Here is a 21,280-nt window from a genome sequence, read left to right on the forward strand (position 1 = left end):
ACAGCTATTTTAATAAACCTTTAAAAACTATTGATTTTAAAAAATAGGAACCGTTGCCTATGTCAATTAAGAAGAAAAATGACAGACTAAAAATTGTTATTAGTCTGTCATTTCACTTAAGCTATTTAATTAATTAGAAGCAACTAATTCAATTTCGGACTGGTAATCACCAACTTTAATTTCTTTTCCATTCACATGATTCTTCACAACTAGTTTTCTCATTAATAAGTTTTCCTCAAGCATTCCTTTAAACTTTTCAATGATTTCAATAAACTCCGGTTTAGCTGTTATGCCAATGTCTACGCGCATATTAATTGGTAGATCCAATTCTTTTCGGTATCCTTGAATAGCCCTAATTAATTCTCTTACAGTACCTTCTTGAATAAGATCTTCTGTTAATAATGTGTCTAGGGTCACTGTATATTCTCCATTCGTCGCTGATGCAAAACCTTCTCTTGCGCTTTTTTCAATTAAAATATCTTGTGCGTCAACTTTAACAGTTTCTCCTGTCTCAATTAATACATTAGCATACCCGCTCTCAATCACTCTTTTTGCTTCTTCATTTGTTAATGTTTGAAGTGATTTATTGACTAGATTAGAAAGCTTACCAAATTTAGCTCCTGATTTTTTAAAATCCAATTTCAGTTTTAAGATTGAAAACTCATTTTCGTTGTTAACTTGTTGGAATTTTTTTAAGTTTAGCTCATCTAAAACAATTTCTTTATATAAATCCCAATTGATCTCCTCATTGTTACTAACTAAAGTTAAACTAGCTAGTGGCTGTTTGATCTTTAATGAATTTGCATTTCGAATGCTTCTTCCAAGTTCCACAACTTTTAGAACTGCATCCATTTCCTTCTCAAGCTGAGCGTCGATTAATGATTCATCGAAAACTGGAAAATCAGATAAATGGACGCTTTGTTTTGTTAAATTAAAATAAACATCTTCCGCTAGGAATGGCGTAAAAGGTGCTAATAATTGACTTACTTTTGTTAATACTTCAAACAGTGTATAGTAAGCGGCCGCCTTCTCGTTATTCATTCCATTTGACCAGAAACGTTCTCTTGACCTTCTTACATACCAGTTACTTACTTCATCTACTAATTTAGCGATGTCTCGTGCAGCATTTGTAAATTGATAATCCTCTAAATTTTTTGTTACATTTTGGATTGTGCTTTGCAAACGTGAAATGATCCATTTATCCAATGTACTTGATTGATACTCATATAGTTTTTTTGCATTAAATCCATCTAAATTTGCATATAAACTGTAAAAACTATACACATTGTCGAATGTATCGATGAGTTTCGACTTCGCCTCTTGAACAACCCTTTCAGAAAAACGCTTCGGGTTCCAAGGCGCACTGTCTACTAATAAAGACCATCGTAATGAATCTGCACCATATTTTTGAATTAATTCTACTGGATCAAGTGCATTACCTTTACTTTTAGACATTTTTTGTCCATTTTCATCTAATACATGGCCTAGAGATAATACATGTTTATACGGTACTTTCCCGGTAAATAAAGTAGATACTGCAAGTAAACTATAGAACCAGCCTCTCGTTTGATCAATCCCTTCAATGACAACATCAGCTGGGAATTGTTTTGTAAATTTCTCTTTATTTTCAAAAGGATAATGATATTGGGCAAATGGCATTGAACCGCTATCGAACCAGACATCAATTACTTCAGGTGTTCTTTTCATATTCCCTTTACAATTTGGACAGTTAAGTGTAACTTCATCAACGAAAGGTTTGTGCAGTTCAATTGAGCTGTCAATTTCTTCTACCGAATGGCTACATAATTCATTAATACTTTTTGGTGCTAATTGATGATGACATGAATCACATTCCCAAACATTTAATGGAGTGCCCCAATATCTTTTTCGGCTAATATTCCAATCTACCATCTGTTCTAAAAAATTACCGAATCGACCGTATTTTATATGATCTGGATACCATGTTACTTCCTCATTATTTTTAATAAACTGTTCCTTTAATGCGGTCGTTTTAATAAACCAACTTTCATTCGCATAATAGAGTAAAGGTGAATCACAACGCCAACAATGCGGATAGCTATGCTCATATTTTTCTTTACTAAATAATAATTCATTTTCGGCTAAATACCTCACTATATCTACATCACACTCTTTAACAAAACGACCTTGAAAATTAGGTACTTCATCAGTATATTGGCCTTTTTCATTCACTACATTTACAAAAGATAACCCATTTTCTTGCACAACTTTATAGTCATCTTCACCGTATGCAGGTGCAATATGAACAATTCCAGTACCACTTCCTTCAGTTACAAAATCTGCTTTCACAACTTTATGACCAACTTCAACTTTTACGAAATTAAATGGTGGTAAATAACTAATACCGATTAGATCTGCCCCAAGAAATTCAGATAAAATGACGTAATCCGCTTTTAGTACTTTATCTACTAATGCCTTAGCAAGAATATATACTTCCTCACCTTTTTTAGCACGAACATATTCCATTGTTGGATTTACAGCTAACGCTACATTAGCAGGAAGTGTCCACGGAGTTGTCGTCCATCCAAGGAAATAGACATTTTCTTCATCTTGCAATTTAAACTTAACGGTTGCAGATAAATCCTTAACGTCTTTATATCCTTGCGCTACTTCATGTGAGCTTAGCGATGTTTGACAGCTAGGACAATAAGGTGAAACACGATGACCTTTTACTAGTAAGCCTTTTTCATGAATTGTCCCTAGGATATTCCATACACTTTCGATATAAGAATTATCCAATGTTACATATGGATCATCCATATCCACCCAATAACCTAATTGCTCAGTAAAATCTCGCCATTGTTTCTCGTAAGTAAAAACACTTTCTTTACATTTCTCAAGAAAAGCTTTTACGCCATATCGTTCAATTTCTGCCTTACCTGAAATGCCTAACATCTTTTCAACACCGAGTTCAACTGGTAAACCATGAGTATCCCATCCAGCTTTACGAACAACTTGGAAACCAGCCATTGTTTTATATCTAGCTACAACATCTTTTATCGTACGACCTAATGCGTGACCAACGTGTGGCAGTCCATTTGCAGTTGGGGGACCTTCATAAAAAACAAAAGATTGATTATGTTCTCTATGTTCAACTGATTTAATAAAGATATTTTCTTTAGACCAAAGTTCACTAATCCTTTTTTCACGATTTTGAACAGATTCTTTCATATTTTCTTTTTTCATATGATATCGCCTCTCTTATTTTTTTAAAGCACACAAAAACCCGCCCCTATAATAAGGGACGGGTTTAACCGCGATACCACCCTAATTCTATTGAAAACAGTCCGCTCTTCAATAGCACTCTAGTCACGTACAATCATACGCGTTCCTTTTAACGGTAGACACCCGTTCAAACCTACTTATGTTTTCAGTTTGACTTCTCGGAGAGGATCTTCATTTAAGTACTATTCACCGGATTTCAGCTTCCCCGGCTCTCTGTAGAACAGTAACGAAAATTACTTTTCTCGTCATTGAATTCATTTGTGTGCTTTAATTGTTATTTATTATATCCATCGACAACTAAAAAGTCAAAGTTTTCTTAAATTTATTTTTTATTTAATTTAAGTTCCGTATTACAAAGGTAACAAAAACGTCTAAATGACAAAGTTAATGATCCTTTTGATAGTAAAATATCTTTTTATCAACTTCACTATTTTCCGCCAATATGGAAAGAAAAGCAGCTATTATTTTTAGACAATCTTTTGTTAATCGTTAAAACTTTCTCATAATTTTTTTAAAAACTATTGAAGAATATTGTGTTAAACTGATTTTGAGAAAATTAACGAGAAAAAGGGTGTGCCAAAATGATCAAAACGATGGCTGTATACAAGGACGGAACCCATGCGTTTGATGTATCAATTGAAGAATTAAATTCCGAACAAATTGATTGGGTTTGGGTCGATTTTGGAAAACCTGAAAAAGAAGAAATTGACTTATTGAAAACTCAATTCCACTTCGATGAAATCGCAATTAAACATTGTGTCAGTTATAAAGAAAGACCGAAAATGGATTATTACGATGGCTATCGTTTTATCATTCTACAATCATTACAGGAGAATATGGAACAAGCTGAAATCGATCTCTTTTTGTCCCACAAGTACATCGTTTCATTTTGTTGGGAGGAGTCAAATGCGATACAAATTGTGTGGAATAAATTAAAAGGCTTAAAGAGTATAAAAGGAATAAAACCAGAAAGAATTCTGTATCACATTTGTGATGAAATTGTTGATAAATTCTTTCCGATCGTCCAAAAAATTGAAGATGACATCGAAGAGATTGATGAATTAGGATCTAATTCCGATCTAAGCATGATTGATGGAATTAAAACACAATTAAGCAAGTTATCAAAAGTAAGAAAAACAGTTAAACCAACAAAAGATTTAATTTATCGTATTTTAAATTCAACCCACGTTGAAATTGACAAAGAAACGACAAAAAAATTGCGAATCGTTTACGATCACTTAGTAAAATTAATAGATGACATAGCAGATAACAGGGAAATGGCAAATGACATTAGAGAAAGTTATATTTCAACAAACTCACACAAAATGAATAAAACGATGAAAATGTTAACATCTGTCTCAATTGTGTTCATGCCACTAACATTCATCGTTGGAGTATATGGAATGAATTTTGTTCACATCCCCGAGCTTCAATTAAAATATGGTTATTATTATTGTTGGGTGATTATGCTATTGATCGTGTTTGGATTAGTGATGTGGTTCAAGAAAAAAGATTGGTTCTAAAAATACTCGTTATAAAAAGAAAAACTATCTACTTCAAAAGCTAACCAACAAAAATAAGATGATCTCTGGATAGAGATCATCTTATTTTAATTCTATTTGTGCCTTCGCACTTAGTTTTTTGATTTTAAAATTTCAATGAATCCGCTGTTTTTTCAAACATTACACTTTGATCAATTAAACCACAAGTTCCACATTGAACTAAATATTCTGGACCTTTATATGGAACAAAAAATGGATCTAGCCCACTTGAAACATATTCTTCTATTTCAACATCTCCGCTTTGAGCATTTAATTTAACTGCTTTTGGGTTTTGTTCGATTAAATAAAATCTACTTTTGTTTGTTTTACAGCGTGGACATGCTAATTTATGCATTTTTTCACCTCATTTTATTCATATAAGGTTACTATTCCATTAAATTATTATCTTTATTCATATTAATTCGTATTTAATTTGCCTTCAAATACGATCTTTCTTCCAGTCGGTTCAATTTCTACCTTTCCATTAACCATTTGCTCTGAAAATATTGGTACTTCCATTCTTTTAACAGGTATATAGCCTTCTTTTTCCATTCTCTCTAAGCAATCATTAATTGTTTCATTTTCAAAGACTTCAAATTTTTTCTTACTCATCTATTTCCCTACTTTCTACTATAGTCATTTATCTAAACATGATCGAATTCTAATCAAAATATAGTAAAAAACCTTACTTTCATTTGAGAGTAAGGTCTGACTGACTAAAATTTTTTAATCGCGAAGCCTCGATAGGAATCGAAGTGCTTCAATATAAACCCAAATGACTGTTACTAATAAACCAAAAGCACAATACCACTCGAACTCTTTTGGTGCACCTTGTCTAACACTTGTTGTAATTAGATCAAAATCCAAGAATAGATTTAATGAAGCAATAACAAGTATCGCTAAACTAACAAATATTCCGATTGGACCAGATTGATGGATATATGGAATTGGGACATGGAAAAGTTGGAGGACCATCGTTAGTAAATAAAATATAAACACTCCGATTGTTAAACCGAAAACAATCGATCTAAAACGGTGCGTTACTTTAACTAGTCCAGTAGCATAACAAATTAATGTTCCTGCTATAATTGCAATTGTTAATAGAACTGCTTGAAGAACAATCATTCCATATGTTGCTTCGTAAACTGCTGAAATATTACCAATTAGAATCCCTTCAACTGCTGCATAAATAGGTGTAGTAATCGGCGCAATTCTAGGAGAAAAAGATGTTACTAACCCAATAATGAATGCAACGATTAAACATCCAATAAACACTTTAGAATTAAGTGTTCCAGTTGCCGTTAGATAAAATGAGTATCCTGCAGTTGCGATTAGTAAGATTAATGCGATAATTGTTTTGCCAATTGTGCCACCGATCGTCATCGCTTTAGCAGCATGCCTTGATTTCGTTAATCGTTCAGAATTTAAGATAGGATTTGAACTCCTCATTTAAACTCCTCCTTTATTTTATACCTTTATTTTACCATTTTTAGTAAATTTCTTAAACTTTAAACAAGCTTTAGTAAAATATATGAAAAAAGATGTCCAAAAGGACACCTTATTTCAAAAAACTAAATTAAAATTTAATTTTATTTGCTAAAAATGATTGTAATTCACTTATTGCAACACGAGTTTGCTCCATCGTGTCACGGTCACGAACTGTTACTTTACCATCTTCAATTGATTCGAAGTCGTAAGTAATACAGAAAGGAGTACCGATTTCATCTTGACGTCTATAACGTTTACCAATTGAACCAGTTTCATCAAAATCAACATTGAAATCTTCTGCTAAAGAAGCAAACACTTCTTGTGCATTTTCAGATAATTTTTTAGATAACGGTAAAATCGCAGCCTTATATGGTGCTAACGCAGGATGTAGACGCATTACTGTACGAGATGTACCATCTTCTAATGCCTCTTCTTCATATGCATCAATTAAAAATGCTAATGTAACACGATCTGCACCTAATGATGGCTCGATACAATATGGAACGTATTTTTCATTTGTAATTGGATCATGATATGTGAAATCTTCTGTTGAATATTCCATATGTTGTTTTAAATCATAATCTGTACGAGACGCAATGCCCCATAATTCGCCCCAACCAAATGGGAATTTATATTCAAAGTCAGTTGTCGCGTTACTATAGTGTGATAATTCATCTGCACTATGTTCACGTAAACGAAGATTTTCTTCATTCATACCTAAAGCTAAAAGCCATTTATTAGCAGTTTCTTTCCAATAAGAATACCACTCTAACTCTTCACCTGGTTTACAGAAGAATTCAAGTTCCATTTGTTCAAATTCACGAGTACGGAACGTGAAATTTCCTGGTGTAATTTCGTTACGGAAGCTTTTACCGATTTGAGCAATACCAAATGGTACTTTCTTTCTCATTGTACGTTGAACATTTTTGAAGTTTACGAAAATACCTTGTGCTGTTTCTGGACGTAAGAAAATTTCATTCGTACTTGACTCAGTAACACCTTGGAATGTTTTAAACATTAGGTTAAATTGACGAATATCTGTAAAATCATGGCTACCACAATCAGGACAAGCAATTTTATGCTCCTCAATCAATTTAGCCATTTCTGAAAATGGAAGACCATCAACGATAATTTCCATTCCTTTTTCTTCAAGTGCATTTTCGATTAATTTATCTGCACGATGACGAGCTTTACAATTTTTGCAATCGATCATTGGATCATTAAAGTTACCTATATGACCTGAAGCTTCCCATGTACGTGGATTCATTAAGATTGCAGCATCTAATCCAACATTGTATGGACTTTGTTGAACAAACTTTTTCCACCAAGCTTTTTTCACATTATTTTTTAATTCAACACCTAGTGGTCCATAATCCCACGTATTTGCTAAACCACCGTAAATTTCAGATCCTGGAAATACAAAACCTCTGTGTTTAGCATGACTTACTACGACATCCATCGATTTTTCTGACATTTTCATTTGCCTCCAATTTTCAATTGTTTTTTTGAAAATGCAAGAATGAAATAAAAAAGCTCTCATCCTTAGGCATTTTCTGCCTAGGGACGAGAGCTGTGTTTGCACCCGCGGTTCCACCCTAGTTGACAATTAAAAAAATTGTCCACTTTAAAAATTAACTCGGGAATGCCTTTCGCCAAAGGTTTTGATTGAGCTCACACCATCCTCAATTCGCTTTACAAAATAATCTTTAGTTACTTCTTTCCGTCAACGTTATATGTAATAAATAATATGTTGTTATTTTAACAAAGTGTCAATGATTAAGTCAAATATTATTATGAACAATTTTGATAAAAAAATACCGTGAATTTTTTGAATTATTTTTGGAAAGCTAACATGTAAAGATAAAACCTTTACAGTATGAGCATTACTTGGTATGATAGAAAAGTTGTTTTATTTATATACTATACTATCAGAAGGGAGTGCTAGTTTTGAGTAGCAGCATTTTTCTAAAGAAAAAGAAACGTTCAGCAGTATTGCTTGATAAACATCATTCCATTCGTTTATTAAAGACAAACAAAAAGCGAATCGTGAACAAAAGAAACAATAAAATAAAAGGGTTCGAACAATTACTTGTTAAAGAATTAAACGAGGAAATGATTTCAACTTCAAACAGTACGGTAAATGAAATTTCTGAAAATGTAAATACAGTAGTGATCGAAGGACTTCCAGTAACATTTCTTCTAAAGCTTGGAAAAGAGTTTTTCTCAGATTTAGAAGCAGTGAAGTACTATTATAATAGTAAACATGAAGATTTTTACAAGAATCGTAGTTTACTAGAGGAATCACTTCAATCTTCAATTAACAATGCGTCAAGTGAAGAGCAATTAAAAGTTTCGGAATTTATTTCTAATAAATAATAATTTCATATTAATGAGGGAATCCATAAGGGGTTCCCTCTTTTTATTAGTGTTGAGAAACTGTAGTAAATACTGAACGACTGAGCTACAAATGAAACATAGAGAGCAGCAAATAAGAGGCCTATCTATGCAAACAAACGTTGAAAACTTGCAAATGAATGGCGGACTGCAATTAAAATCAGTGAATCTGCAATTAAAATTACCGAAACTGCAATTAAAATCAGCTTATCTGCAATTTAAAAAAATAATTACCTATACCCGTAAAGGTATATCGGCTGATTTATTTGATCAATGTGGATACGATCGAGTATAACTCTAGCATATTTCTTCTTAAGCAATAAAATATTAATTCAAATCTGCATTTTATCTTTAATAAAGTCTATAAAATAGACTTAAAATGATCAGTACCTCTCAGATACTCTCTGTCTATAACTTTTCCAAGCATTCACATCAAAAAAGGGATGTTCACATGTCAGTTGACCTGACTCATGATACATCCCCTTTTCATTTATCTATTTTTGATTAGCAGATTCATTAAGCTAAATAAGCTTTTTTCACTTCTTCATTATTCATTAATGTCTTACCTTCACCAACCATTTGGATCTCACCAGTTTGAATTACATAGCCACGGTGAGCAATTTGTAATGCTTGGTATGCGTTTTGTTCGACTAATAAGATTGTCATTCCTTGTTTGTTTAGTTGTTCAATGATTTCAAATATTTGTTCAACGATAATTGGAGCAAGACCCATAGATGGTTCATCAAGCATTAGCAATGATGGTCCCATCATTAATCCTCTACCAATCGCTAACATTTGTTGTTCTCCTCCACTCATCGTACCGCCTTTTTGGCTTAGACGCTCTTTTAGTCTTGGAAAATAATCAAATACCATTTCCATGCGTGCAGCGATTAGTTTTTTATCTTTAACAGAGAATGCACCCATCTCTAAATTTTCTTTTACACTTAATTTAGAAAAAATTCTTCTTCCTTCTGGTACATGAGCGATTCCTTTTAAGGCAATTTCATGAGATTGTAGCTTTATAATTTCTTCACCTTTATAAATAAGCGTTCCAGATTTTGGTTTAACTTGGCCACAAATCGTTTTTAGAGTAGTAGATTTTCCAGCACCGTTACTTCCAATTAATGTTACAATTTCACCTTCATTTACTTCAATGTTGATATTTTTCAGTGCTTGAATACCACCGTAAAAAGAGTTAATATCTTTTAATTGTAATAGCGTCATCTTTTCGTACTCCTTTCACTATGCAGTAGTCACTGCACTTTTTCCTAAATATGCTTCAATTACTTTTTGATTATTTCGAATTTCAAGAGGTTTTCCTTCTGCAATTTTTTCGCCATGATCAAGTACAAATAGATACTCGGATATTTCCATAACAAGCTTCATATCATGCTCGATTAAGACGATTGTTAAGTTAAGGTCATCTCTCATTTGATAGATTAAATCAGTCAATTCTTTCGTTTCTTTCGGATTCATCCCTGCAGCTGGCTCATCTAAAAGTAATATTCTTGGTTGAGAAGCTAATGCACGAGCGATTTCAAGTCGTCTTTGTGCACCGTATGATAGACTCGATGCTTCCTCATTATAAACATCAGCCAATCCGACGTATTCTAACCATTTATACGCTTCTTTCATTGCCAATTTTTCTGCTTTTTTAAATTTAGGTAAATGGAATATTGTTGAAAAAACACCATACTTTAAATGCTGATGCATTCCAACCATGACATTTTCTAATGCAGTCATACTATTAAATAAACGAATATTTTGGAATGTACGCGCGATCCCTTTTTTATTTACTGTATGCGGCTTTAGCCCTACTAAACTCTCATTCCCTAGCAAAATTTCGCCACTACTAGGAGTGTACACACCTGTAATCATATTAAAAAATGTTGTTTTTCCAGCTCCATTTGGTCCAATTACCGCTGTAATTGAGCCTTCTTTAATATCAATATTTACATTATTCACAGCTGTTAAACCGCCAAAGCTTTTCGTTAAATTCGTTATTTTTAACATTTGATAACCTCCTCTCTAAAATGAAACTGTGCGTGTTTTTTCTTCGACTACAGTTTGATCTACGACGTCTTCTTTTGGAACAACCTTATTTTTGGCAGGCAATAATCCTTTTGGCCTGAAAATTGCTGCAAGTACTAAAATAAGTCCGAAAATCATACGTTGCATTTTAGAAGGTGATAGAGCCGGTGGTAAATTAATAACTCCATCTAATGTTAATTGGTTTAAATAGTTTGTTACTTCTGTTAATACTTGTAGATTTAAGATTGTTACAAGTGCAGCTCCAAGGATCACACCTGGAACACTACCCATTCCGCCTAAAATAACCATTACCAAGATCGTAATCGATTCAAGTAGTGTAAAGCTTGTTGGGTCAATGAACATTTGCTTTGCAGAGAAAACTACTCCCATCATTCCTGAGAAAGATGCACCGATTGCAAATGCAATTAATTTCGTACGTACTAAGTGGATACCTGATGCTTGTGCAGCGATTTCATTCTCACGTACCGCCTTCCAAGAACGTCCAAGCTTAGAATCTTGTAATCTAGTTACTGCTAAAATGACGATTGCTAAAACAACTAACACGACATAATAAAATTGACCAGAATTATCGATCTCTAATCCAAAAATAGTAGGAGCTGGAATAGAAGATATACCTTGTGCCCCTCCAGTAATATTGATCGGTTTATCTAAGTTATTGAATACAATTCGAATAATTTCTCCAAATCCAAGTGTTACAATTGCTAAATAGTCACCTTTTACACGTAGTACTGGAATACCTAATAATACGCCTGCAATTGCAGCGATAATACCACCGATTATGATAAATACCCAGAATGAGTTTCCTGAAAAAGGAAGGAAATCAAAATGTAAGAAATTCGTAACTTGTTTAGTCGAAAAAATTGCATAAGTATATGAACCGATTGCAAAGAAGGCAACGAATCCTAAATCTAACAGCCCCGCTAACCCAACTACTACGTTTAATCCAAGCGCCATTGCAACATAGATTCCAACTAAAGTCGCTACACCCATATATGATTCAAATGCTGTTCCTTGTGATGCAACATAAGGCATAATCACTGTTAAAACTAGAATTCCGATGCTCCATTTTAATTTGACTGGAAAATTTGTTTTGTATAATAAGTAAAGTGAGAACAAGATTAGTAGAAATGCCGTTACGGATTCTTGTAAAAGGTATAATCCCAATGATGTAACAACGATATATGCTCCTAAGAAAATTCCTTGTAGTTTGTTTGATTGTTTTAACCCTTCTAATAAGCTCTTCATCAAATTCACCTACACTTTCTCAGCTACTGGTTTACCTAGTAAACCTTCTGGCTTGAATATTAGAACTAGAATTAATATTCCAAATGAAACAACATCTTTATATTCTGATGGGAAAATACCATGTGTTAAAGTTGATAAATTTGTTGCCGCAAACACTTCGATTACACCGATTAATAAACCACCAAACATTGCACCACGGATATTTCCGATTCCACCTAATACTGCTGCCGTAAATGCTTTTAGGCCTAAAATAAAACCAATGTATGGATCAATTGTGTTATATTGTAATGCAAAGAGCACGCCAGTTGCACCACCTAATCCAGAACCTAAAAAGAATGTTAAAGAGATGACTTTGTTAACATTAACTGACATTAATGATGCAGTTTCACGATCTTGTGCTACTGCACGCATTGCTGTACCCCATTTTGTTTTATTGATGAAGTAATCTAATGAAATCATCATTACAACTGCAACGACTAAAATAATAATTGATGCTGATTTAATTTGTGCATTTCCAAATGAAGAAAGAATTGAGCTAGTTTTAATTTGGTGTTGTCCTGAAAATAGTGATGGGCCAGTAATAATGTAATTTCCTTCTTTTAATTCAGCAATAAAACGGACGATATCTTGTAGTAAAAATGAAATACCGATTGCTGTAATTAATGTAATTAACTTTGGTGCTTTACGTAATGGGCGATATGCCACCCTTTCGATCCCCATTCCAAGGAATCCAGTTGCTAATGAAGCAATAATTAGAACAATTGCTAATACGATAATTGCAGGTAAACTACTTAATAAACCTAACCCAGTAAATGTAATTAATATCGCAGTACCAATAAACGCACCTGCCATGAATATTTCACCATGTGCAAAGTTAATTAGTTCCAATATCCCATAAACCATCGTGTAACCGAGTGCTACGATTGCATATACTGCTCCTAAAACAAGACCGTCTATTAGAACTTGAGGTAGAGTTTGGATTACTTCATTCATGTATAAGACCTCCTATAAATAATGTAGTTTACTTCCTAGTAACTTCCAAATTTTTACAATTTTCTCAACATATTGAGAGAAAAAGAGTATCTCGTTTTTTACGGGATACTCTTTTCTTTTTCTGGTTGGCATAGTTCCTAATTAAGGTTTAGTAACTTCGCCTTCTTGAGTACCAGGATATTTAGCTTCTTTAAACGTATAAATAAATACTTTCGCGTATTTGTTGTCTCCTTTATCGTCGAAGCCAACCTTCGTTACTACTCCATCATAATCTTGAATCGCACGGACTGCTTTTTCGACTTGTTCACGTGTTGGCGTTTTTCCTTTATTATCATTGATCGCATTTTTTAATCCTTCTAATAAAACGCCTGCAGAATCATAACCGTAAGATGAGAACGATTCGATGTTTTTATTAAATTTAGATTTATATGCGTCAGCAAAAGCTTTACCTTTATCTGTTTTTAACGTATCACCTGCTACTGAAGTATAGTAGAAGTTTTTAACAGCATCTCCAGCAATATCAACTAAACCTGAAGAGTCCATTCCATCTCCACCCATGAATGGGATGTTTAACCCTTTTTCACGAGCTTGTTTTAATAAAATTCCACCTTCAGCATAAAGTCCACCGAAGAATACTAAATCAGGCTTTTTCGCAATTGCATTATTTAGTACTCCGTTAAAATCTTTATCTCCGATTGAGATCCCTTCTTCACCTAAGATTTTAGCGCCTAATTTCTGAGCAGCAGCTTTGAATTCATTTGCTAAACCAGTTCCGTAAGGTGTTTTATCTTGAATGATAAAAATATTTTTAGCTTTTAAAGTATTAACAGCGAAATTTGCACCTGCAGGACCTTGGAAGTCATCACGAGCACAAATTCGGTTAACTACTCCTAATCCGCGATCAGTTACTTCATTTGCAGTATTTGAAGGAGATACCATTACGATATGATCTTTCTCATACTTTACAGAAGAAGGAATTGCTACACCAGAGTTTAAGTGTCCTACAACACCAAGGATTTTATTGTCTGCAGCTAACTGCTCAGCATTTGCTACACCTTTTTTTGGATCCCCTTGGTCATCATAAGGTACAATCTTTAAATCAAAGCCTAATTTTTTGAAAGCTGCTTTTTGATCCTCTAATGCAAGTTGAGCTCCAAGTTTAATGGATTCACCTAAAATTGCATTATTACCAGATAATGGTGTATTTGTCGCAATTTTAATGACCTGGTTCCCATCCTTTGAACTATTACTACCACAGCCTGCTAAAATACCCGCAGTTAACGATACTGATGCTAAAATTGCAAATCCCTTCTTGAAAACCATATGTACGCCCCCTTAAAAACCTATTTTTTTGAAAATTTAAAATTCTTAAGAAAATAGTAAGCTATATTTTTTCGTTAGACAAGTTCTTTTGGTTCAAAATATTTCGACAATTCTGTCGATTCTTCGTTATTTTAGGTAATTATTCCCATTAAAATATCATTAAAAACTTTATTTCCTTATTTTCGAAATATAAAATTAAAAGATTTTAATGTATTTTACTAGGTTAATCTTAAAAAAATATTTTCCTAGTATTATTTTACGTTTTTCGACAAATTCGACAAAAAAACCTATTCCAAAAAGCTCGGAATAGGCCAAATTTTAATTATTTTCTTCTTTTTTATATCGAATGATCGTCTTTATTTCACCAGAATCATCTGTATCCATAACAAATGATCCATTACTATATTGATCACTATTTCTTAAATCAGTTGGGTCAACTGTCTCAAATTGACCAGATTTACTTAATAAAGCAAACATATCATTTTGGTTTATTGCGTATACCCCAATTAACAAATGAGGATTATTTTTTAAATCACGAAGTACTTTAACACCTCGAGTACCTCGAGAACTTTGAGGGATCGTATCAAGTTTCATTTTTTTAATTGCCCCTCGATGTGTTGCACAGAAAATTTCTTTCACTTCATTATTAATCGTATCTGCAGAAACAACAAAATCATTATCTTTTAAATTTATTCCTTTAACTCCACCAGCTCTTAATCCTTGAATACTAATTTCTTCAACAGTAAATACCAATGTGTATCCTGAACTTGTAGCCAATAACACTTGATCAGTTTCTGAAGTGACACCAGCAAAAATTAAGGAATCATCAGACTTAATTGACATACCGACAAGTGGTTTAGAATATCGTTGTACTTTTAATTGCTGTATACTTGTACGTTTTACAACACCATTTTTAGTGACAAATAATATATAATCTTTATTTTCTTCAAAATTATTTACGACTGTAGCAGAAAGAATTGCTTCGTCACGCTCAATAGGAATAATATTAGCAACATGTTGCCCCATATCTTTCCATCTGATATCCTGCATTTCATGAATTGGTAAATATAAATAGTTACCTTTTGAAGTAAATAAAATTAGTGTATCTGTCGTTGTACTTTCTATTTGATAAATTAAACGGTCGCCTTCTTTCATACCGTAATCTTTACCATTCGAAGCTGAATAAGATCTTGGACTTGTTCGTTTAACGTATCCTTCACTAGTAACGGTGACAATAACGTCTTCTTGAGCAATTATATCTTCTCTAGAAATTTTAATTTCTTCGATTTCTTCTTGAATTGTCGAACGTCTGTCGTCTGCATATTTCAACTTAATTTTCTTTAAGTCTGTTTTGATAACTGACAATAATTTTGCTTCACTGTTTAAAATTGCTTCAAGCTGTTTGATCTTTTTATCTAACTCATCTGCTTCTTCTTGTAATGCAGTAATATCAGTATTTGTTAAACGATATAACTGTAACATAACAATCGCTTCAGCTTGTTGTTCAGTAAACGCAAATTGAACAATTAACTTATCTTTTGCATCACGTTTATCATTTGCAGAACGGATTGTTGTTATCACTTCATCTAAAATTGATAAAGCCTTCATTAAACCTTCTACAACATGCTGTCGAGCTTTAGCTTTTCTTAAATCAAAATTTGAACGATTTGTAATGACCTCTTTTTGATGTTCAATATACGCATCAAGAATTGCCGGTAATGACATCTGTTTTGGTGTACGATTATAAATCGCAACCATATTGAAGTTATAAGGTATTTGAAGCTCAGTGTTTTTATATAAATAATTTAAAATCGCTTCGTTATTTGCATCTTTTTTCAGTTCAATGACAATACGTAGTCCAGTACGATCTGTTTCATCACGTACTTCCGTAATTCCATCTACTTTTCGATCAAGACGAACCTCGTCCATTTTCTTTACTAAATTCGCTTTATTCACTTCTGAAGGAATTTCTGTAATAATTAATGCCTGTTTACCACCACGTAAATCCTCGGTATGAACACGGCTTCGTATAATGATTTTACCTTTACCTGTTTCATAAGCTTTTTTTATTCCATCTACACCTTGAATGATCCCTCCAGTAGCAAAATCTGGTCCGTGGATTACGGTCATTAATTCATCTACTGAACAGTTTTTATTTTCAATGCGCATAATGGTCGCATCGATTACTTCTCCAAGGTGGTGCGAAGGTATTTCAGTTGCATATCCAGCAGAGATTCCAGTACTACCGTTAACTAATAAATTTGGAAACATTGATGGTAAAACAACTGGCTCCATACTCGTATCGTCAAAGTTTGGCACAAAATCAACTGTTTCTTTATCAATATCTCTTAATAGTTCACTTGCTATCGCTGATAACCTAGCTTCCGTATAACGCATAGCTGCTGGAGGGTCTCCATCGATACTACCGTTATTTCCGTGCATTTGAATTAAAACATTTCTTAATTTCCAATCTTGACTTAGTCGTACCATCGCATCATAAACAGAAGTATCACCATGAGGATGGTAATTACCAATTACATTTCCGACTGTTTTAGCAGATTTACGGTAAGGCTTGTCTTGCGTGTTTCCTTCAACATGCATTGAATACAAAATACGGCGCTGAACTGGCTTTAACCCGTCACGAGCGTCAGGTAATGCACGTTCTTGAATAATATACTTACTATATCGACCAAAGCGGTCACCAATTATGTCTTCTAAAGGGATATTATATAATTTTTCCGATGATTGCATCAGACTTTGCTCCCTTCTGATTCTACTTCAACTTGCTCATTGTTTAAAATTTTGTCCTCTTCATCTAAATCAAATACTACATTCGATTCAATCCATTTACGTCTAGGTTCAACTTTATCACCCATTAAAGTAGTTACACGACGATCCGCTCTTGCAGCATCATCAATTTTCACACGAATAAGCGTTCTAGTCTCTGGATCCATCGTTGTATCCCAAAGTTGGTCAGCATTCATCTCACCAAGTCCCTTGTAACGCTGAATCATATACCCTTTACCGATTTTTTTGATTGCATCTTGTAAGTCTACCTCTGACCAAGCGTATTCGATTACTTCTTTTTTTCCAGAACCTTTACTTACTTTGAATAAAGGAGGTAAGGCAATATAAACTTTACCAGCCTCTACTAAAGGCTTCATATAACGGTAAAAGAATGTTAGTAATAGTACTTGAATATGCGCTCCATCTGTATCAGCATCGGTCATAATAACGATTTTGTCATAGTTCACATCTTCAATATCAAAATCACTACCTACTCCTGCACCAATCGCATGAATAATCGTATTAATCTCTTCATTTTTCATTATGTCAGCAAGTTTTGCCTTCTCGGTATTAATAACCTTACCACGCAGGGGCAAGATTGCTTGGAATCGTCGATCACGACCTTGTTTAGCACTACCACCAGCTGAATCACCCTCAACTAGGTATAATTCGTTTTTTTGTGGGTTACGAGATTGTGCAGGTGTGAGCTTACCGCTTAATGAAGTTTCTGTGCGTTTTCTCTTTTTACCACTTCTTGCTTCCTCACGTGCCTTTCTTGCTGCTTCTCTTGCTTGATAAGCTTTTATCGATTTCTTTACTAATGAAGTTGCAATGTCTGGATTTTCTTCCAGGAAATAAGCTAATTGATCCGAAACAACTGAATCAACAGCTGATCTTGCTTCACTAGTACCTAATTTACCTTTTGTTTGTCCTTCAAATTGAAGCAGCTCTTCAGGAATTCGTACTGATACAATTGCAGCTAATCCCTCACGAATATCCGCTCCATCTAGATTTTTATCTTTTTCTTTTAAGAGACTTACTTTTCTTGCATATTCATTAAACGCTCTTGTTAAAGCAGTTTTTGCACCAACTTCGTGCGTACCACCATCTTTTGTACGAACATTATTTACGAAAGAAAGCATCGTTTCCGAATAACCGTCATTAAATTGAAATGAAAATTCAACCTCAATTTTATTTTGTAATCCTTCAAAGAATACAACAGGATGTAATGCTTCTTTTTCTTCGTTTAAATACGATACAAATGCTTCGATACCGTTTTCATAATAAAACTCTTCGAACGTATCATGTCGTTCATCTTTAATTGTAATTTTTAAGCCTTTTAATAAAAATGCTGACTCTCTAAGTCTTTCACATAAAGTATCAAAGTTAAAATTTGTAGTACTAAAAATAGTCGGATCTGGTTTAAAATGGATCGTCGTACCAGTTCGTCTTGTCTTACCAACGATTTCTAATGAAGTGACTGCTTTACCTCCAGCTTCAAATCGTTGCTTGAAAATTGTTCCTTCACGGTGAATTTCAACTGTTAACCATTCTGATAAAGCATTTACTACTGATGCACCAACACCATGTAGACCACCACTTGTTTTGTAGCCGCCTTGTCCAAATTTACCACCTGCGTGTAATACAGTTAAAATAATTTCTGGAGTTGGTTTTCCCATTTTGTGCATTCCAGTAGGCATCCCACGACCATGGTCTTTTACGCTTAAGCTATTATCTTTATGAATAACCACATCTATTTGAGTCCCGTGACCAGCTAATGCTTCATCTACAGAGTTATCTACGATTTCATAAACTAAATGGTGCAGACCTCTACTATCTGTGCTGCCAATATACATTCCAGGTCGTTTACGTACAGCTTCTAAACCTTCTAGTACCTGTATCGCATCTTCGTTATATGTTGTTTCATTCTTTGCCAACACCATTTCTCCTTTCTAACTAAACACTTACATAAGAACATCTGTTCCATTATATCATATTATAAATAAAATGTTTCTTCTAATCGTTCATGTTAATGGTTTTTTTCCTAACTTACAAGTCGAACATGAAAAAAAATATCGGAAAACTTTATAAGAAACTGGATTTTAGAATCAAGAAAATGCAGGTTTAAGGTTGAAAATTGATAATTTAACTTAACAAAATTCTATTTTACAGAACTTGCAAATTGGACTAATTGCGTTTCTAAATTGATGCATATCTGTACAGTTTCTTAAGCTTACCCTAATGTACTTATTCCCTACTCGATCTTCCGTTAAAAAAACTCACTGATTAACAGTGAGCCAGATTTTAAAACAAATTAAAAAAATTGATTATCAGACTTGTCGAAAACGCTTTACTTTCGAGTCACGAAGGCAAGTGGTGACCAAATTTACCTTATGCGGTAATTTAGCATTGCAGCCAGGTAAAGCACGAAGAAAACGAGCTTCTGATGACCAGTATAAAACAGTGAGCTTTTTTAACGGACTATCTTGTCATTGCATGCTCAACTTTAATACAACGATCCATAATGACCGTTTTACCATTTTCCTTTAACAATTGATATGCTTCTTCGTTTTCGATACCAAGCTGCGCAAAGAAAACATCGCAATCAATTTTAAGAAACTCTTGTGCTACAGGTAATAGGTGTTCAGGTCTTCTAAATACATTTACAATATCTACTTTTTCATTTATTTCAGTCAAACTTGCTACTGCTTTTTCTCCTAAAACAGTATCAACTGTTGGATTTACTGGAATAATTTTATATCCAGCATCTTGCATAGCCTTACTTACCATATAAGACGTTTTAGACGGGTCCCCTGATAATCCAACAACTGCAATTACTTTACTTGATTTTAAAATCTTGCCAATTTCTTCTCTTGATGGGTATTTACTCATTTGCTAGTCACCCTTTCTGTTTGCATAAATAAGCGAAAAGATTAACTTTTCGCTTATTTTGTATTCTTTTATCATATTTCCTAAGTCAATTGCCTGTCAATCATTGACTAGAAGCTAATGTTAATGTTGAATTAGTTAACTTACCATCACGGTAATAAGTAATCTTTAACTTATCTCCAACTTTTTTATGTGAATATAAGTATTCTCTGACAGTAATGACATCACTTACTGGCTTGTCATCAAGTGCAACGATAACGTCTAATTGTTTCATTCCAACTTTAGCAGCAGGAGTATTTGGATCAACATGTGTAACAACTGCACCTTTAGTCACTGAACCAGGTAATTTCAATGTTTCTTCGATATTAAATTGCGGTATTTCATCAAGTGATTTTAAGCCTACACCCATTACAGGTCGAGTCACTTCACCAAATTTTTCGATTTGATCTAAAGCTGGTTTTGCAATATTCATTGGGATTGCAAATCCAATTCCTTCAACAGCTTGTTCGGCAATTTTACTTGAATTAATCCCGATTACTTCACCTTTTGCATTGATTAAAGCACCACCACTATTACCAGGATTAATCGCTGCATCCGTTTGAATTACTTGAGTTTGGTAATCTGCAACTCCATCTCCATCGATATCTTGTGGTATTTCACGAGCTTTACTACTTACAATTCCTTCTGTTACAGTACTTTCTAAAAATCCAAGTGGATTTCCAATTGCAATAGCAGTTTCACCAACGTTAATTTTTTCTGAATCACCTAATTTAGCGATATTTGTAACATATTTTGCATCTATTGCTACAACTGCTAAATCTAATAATTCATCTGTTCCAACAAGCTTAGCATCAATTAATTGACCATCTGCCATTTTTACTTTTAATTGTTTTGCACCAGCAACAACATGGTTATTTGTCGCTACTAAAGCTTTATTTCCTACTCTTTTATAAACTACACCTGAACCAGATCCAGCTTCTTCAGTTTCCATTGAAAATGGATTTGATGATTGATAATTATTAACTCCTACTACAAATTTGCGAGCATTTTGGATCGTAGTTGTTAAATCTTCTCTTGATACATTAATAACTTGTGTTGGTACTGTATTAGTATCATTATTTAAGTTTGCAGGTTTATTAGTTAAATTAAAAATATCCGGGGATACGATTGAGATCGTTACAGCTCCTATTATCGCTCCAATAAAGCCTGTAACAAGTGGATATCCTCCACGTCTACTTCTCTTTTGTCTTTTATGATTATTATCATCGTATAAATCTGTTTCATCATAATATCCCATAATTCAT

At 33.6% G+C, this 21,280-nt stretch carries 17 protein-coding genes and 2 other annotated features; of the genes, 3 read left to right on the forward strand and 14 right to left on the reverse strand.

Translation table 11 applies throughout. The features are described 5' to 3' along the window. Window positions 1-129: 129 nt before the first annotated feature. Window positions 130-3,210 (reverse strand): isoleucine--tRNA ligase, encoded by a 3,081-nt coding sequence (ileS, locus tag BM319_RS05030; RefSeq protein WP_069032627.1) that lies wholly within the window; start codon window positions 3,208-3,210, stop codon window positions 130-132. A 66-nt stretch (window positions 3,211-3,276) separates the two neighbouring features. Beyond that, window positions 3,277-3,522, reverse strand: a binding site (T-box leader). Between the two features lie 323 nt (window positions 3,523-3,845). Between ileS and corA the strand changes: the two genes are divergently transcribed. Continuing rightward, a complete protein-coding gene (corA, locus tag BM319_RS05035) occupies window positions 3,846-4,787 on the forward strand; it encodes a magnesium/cobalt transporter CorA (protein ID WP_069032393.1) in 942 nt (313 codons plus the stop codon). A gap of 124 nt (window positions 4,788-4,911) precedes the next feature. On the opposite strand, the gene BM319_RS05040 is transcribed toward corA, so the two are convergent. The 4 genes from BM319_RS05040 to BM319_RS05055 all read right to left on the reverse strand — a co-directional run bounded on the left by BM319_RS05040 (window position 4,912) and on the right by BM319_RS05055 (window position 7,767). After that, complete coding sequence (locus BM319_RS05040; RefSeq protein WP_069032392.1) at window positions 4,912-5,160, reverse strand: DNA alkylation repair protein; 249 nt, start codon at window positions 5,158-5,160, stop codon at window positions 4,912-4,914. 62 nt (window positions 5,161-5,222) lie between these two features. Continuing rightward, window positions 5,223-5,417, reverse strand: coding sequence for an NETI motif-containing protein (locus tag BM319_RS05045; RefSeq protein WP_069032391.1), 195 nt, complete (start codon window positions 5,415-5,417; stop codon window positions 5,223-5,225). 114 nt (window positions 5,418-5,531) lie between these two features. After that, window positions 5,532-6,254: a Bax inhibitor-1/YccA family protein gene (locus BM319_RS05050; RefSeq protein WP_069032390.1), complete on the reverse strand. Its 723-nt coding sequence runs from the start codon at window positions 6,252-6,254 to the stop codon at window positions 5,532-5,534. Between the two features lie 127 nt (window positions 6,255-6,381). Then, the gene (locus tag BM319_RS05055) at window positions 6,382-7,767 is read right to left on the reverse strand and encodes a glycine--tRNA ligase (protein ID WP_069032389.1); all 1,386 of its coding nucleotides are present in this window, start codon (window positions 7,765-7,767) and stop codon (window positions 6,382-6,384) included. An 82-nt stretch (window positions 7,768-7,849) separates the two neighbouring features. Next, window positions 7,850-8,029, reverse strand: a binding site (T-box leader). A 211-nt stretch (window positions 8,030-8,240) separates the two neighbouring features. Here BM319_RS05055 and BM319_RS05060 point away from each other — a divergent pair. Continuing rightward, entirely contained in the window at window positions 8,241-8,669 is a 429-nt protein-coding gene (locus BM319_RS05060) for a hypothetical protein (RefSeq protein WP_069032388.1), read from the forward strand. 127 nt (window positions 8,670-8,796) lie between these two features. Then, complete coding sequence (locus BM319_RS05065) at window positions 8,797-8,982, forward strand: hypothetical protein (protein ID WP_069032387.1); 186 nt, start codon at window positions 8,797-8,799, stop codon at window positions 8,980-8,982. 221 nt (window positions 8,983-9,203) lie between these two features. Here BM319_RS05065 and BM319_RS05070 read toward each other — a convergent pair whose 3' ends face one another. The 9 genes from BM319_RS05070 to BM319_RS05110 all read right to left on the reverse strand — a co-directional run bounded on the left by BM319_RS05070 (window position 9,204) and on the right by BM319_RS05110 (window position 21,273). Further along, complete coding sequence (locus BM319_RS05070; RefSeq protein ID WP_069032386.1) at window positions 9,204-9,911, reverse strand: ABC transporter ATP-binding protein; 708 nt, start codon at window positions 9,909-9,911, stop codon at window positions 9,204-9,206. 18 nt (window positions 9,912-9,929) lie between these two features. Further along, window positions 9,930-10,700: an ABC transporter ATP-binding protein gene (locus BM319_RS05075; protein ID WP_069032385.1), complete on the reverse strand. Its 771-nt coding sequence runs from the start codon at window positions 10,698-10,700 to the stop codon at window positions 9,930-9,932. A gap of 15 nt (window positions 10,701-10,715) precedes the next feature. Then, window positions 10,716-11,984, reverse strand: coding sequence for an ABC transporter permease subunit (locus BM319_RS05080; protein ID WP_069032384.1), 1,269 nt, complete (start codon window positions 11,982-11,984; stop codon window positions 10,716-10,718). A 9-nt stretch (window positions 11,985-11,993) separates the two neighbouring features. Continuing rightward, window positions 11,994-12,977, reverse strand: coding sequence for a branched-chain amino acid ABC transporter permease (locus BM319_RS05085; protein ID WP_069032383.1), 984 nt, complete (start codon window positions 12,975-12,977; stop codon window positions 11,994-11,996). A 141-nt stretch (window positions 12,978-13,118) separates the two neighbouring features. Then, window positions 13,119-14,300: a branched-chain amino acid ABC transporter substrate-binding protein gene (locus BM319_RS05090; RefSeq protein ID WP_069032382.1), complete on the reverse strand. Its 1,182-nt coding sequence runs from the start codon at window positions 14,298-14,300 to the stop codon at window positions 13,119-13,121. Between the two features lie 318 nt (window positions 14,301-14,618). Then, window positions 14,619-17,051, reverse strand: a complete 2,433-nt coding sequence (gene parC, locus BM319_RS05095; RefSeq protein WP_069032381.1) for a DNA topoisomerase IV subunit A — start codon at window positions 17,049-17,051, stop codon at window positions 14,619-14,621. Further along, window positions 17,051-19,024 (reverse strand): DNA topoisomerase IV subunit B, encoded by a 1,974-nt coding sequence (gene parE / locus BM319_RS05100; protein ID WP_069032380.1) that lies wholly within the window; start codon window positions 19,022-19,024, stop codon window positions 17,051-17,053. The genes parC and parE overlap by 1 nt, the downstream gene beginning before the upstream one ends. A 544-nt stretch (window positions 19,025-19,568) precedes the next feature. Continuing rightward, the gene (locus tag BM319_RS05105) at window positions 19,569-19,979 is read right to left on the reverse strand and encodes a CoA-binding protein (protein WP_056476782.1); all 411 of its coding nucleotides are present in this window, start codon (window positions 19,977-19,979) and stop codon (window positions 19,569-19,571) included. 100 nt (window positions 19,980-20,079) lie between these two features. Further along, a complete protein-coding gene (locus BM319_RS05110) occupies window positions 20,080-21,273 on the reverse strand; it encodes a S1C family serine protease (RefSeq protein ID WP_069032379.1) in 1,194 nt (397 codons plus the stop codon). Window positions 21,274-21,280 lie beyond the last annotated feature (7 nt).

It is taken from the genome of Bacillus sp. UNCCL81 (assembly GCF_900112535.1).
GTDB classification, from domain to species: Bacteria; Bacillota; Bacilli; order Bacillales; family Bacillaceae_G; genus Gottfriedia; species Gottfriedia luciferensis_B.

Bases quoted from the DNA above. Each gene is read 5' to 3' on its own strand.
- ileS (WP_069032627.1), bottom strand. From the start codon at position 3,210: ATGAAAGAATCTGTTCAAAATCGTGAAAAAAGGATTAGTGAACTTTGG.
- corA (WP_069032393.1), top strand. From the start codon at position 3,846: ATGATCAAAACGATGGCTGTATACAAGGACGGAACCCATGCGTTTGAT.
- BM319_RS05040 (WP_069032392.1), bottom strand. From the start codon at position 5,160: ATGCATAAATTAGCATGTCCACGCTGTAAAACAAACAAAAGTAGATTT.
- BM319_RS05045 (WP_069032391.1), bottom strand. From the start codon at position 5,417: ATGAGTAAGAAAAAATTTGAAGTCTTTGAAAATGAAACAATTAATGAT.
- BM319_RS05050 (WP_069032390.1), bottom strand. From the start codon at position 6,254: ATGAGGAGTTCAAATCCTATCTTAAATTCTGAACGATTAACGAAATCA.
- BM319_RS05055 (WP_069032389.1), bottom strand. From the start codon at position 7,767: ATGTCAGAAAAATCGATGGATGTCGTAGTAAGTCATGCTAAACACAGA.
- BM319_RS05065 (WP_069032387.1), top strand. From the start codon at position 8,797: ATGCAAACAAACGTTGAAAACTTGCAAATGAATGGCGGACTGCAATTA.
- BM319_RS05070 (WP_069032386.1), bottom strand. From the start codon at position 9,911: ATGACGCTATTACAATTAAAAGATATTAACTCTTTTTACGGTGGTATT.
- BM319_RS05075 (WP_069032385.1), bottom strand. From the start codon at position 10,700: ATGTTAAAAATAACGAATTTAACGAAAAGCTTTGGCGGTTTAACAGCT.
- BM319_RS05080 (WP_069032384.1), bottom strand. From the start codon at position 11,984: ATGAAGAGCTTATTAGAAGGGTTAAAACAATCAAACAAACTACAAGGA.
- BM319_RS05085 (WP_069032383.1), bottom strand. From the start codon at position 12,977: ATGAATGAAGTAATCCAAACTCTACCTCAAGTTCTAATAGACGGTCTT.
- BM319_RS05090 (WP_069032382.1), bottom strand. From the start codon at position 14,300: ATGGTTTTCAAGAAGGGATTTGCAATTTTAGCATCAGTATCGTTAACT.
- parC (WP_069032381.1), bottom strand. From the start codon at position 17,051: ATGCAATCATCGGAAAAATTATATAATATCCCTTTAGAAGACATAATT.
- BM319_RS05105 (WP_056476782.1), bottom strand. From the start codon at position 19,979: ATGAGTAAATACCCATCAAGAGAAGAAATTGGCAAGATTTTAAAATCA.
- BM319_RS05110 (WP_069032379.1), bottom strand. From the start codon at position 21,273: ATGGGATATTATGATGAAACAGATTTATACGATGATAATAATCATAAA.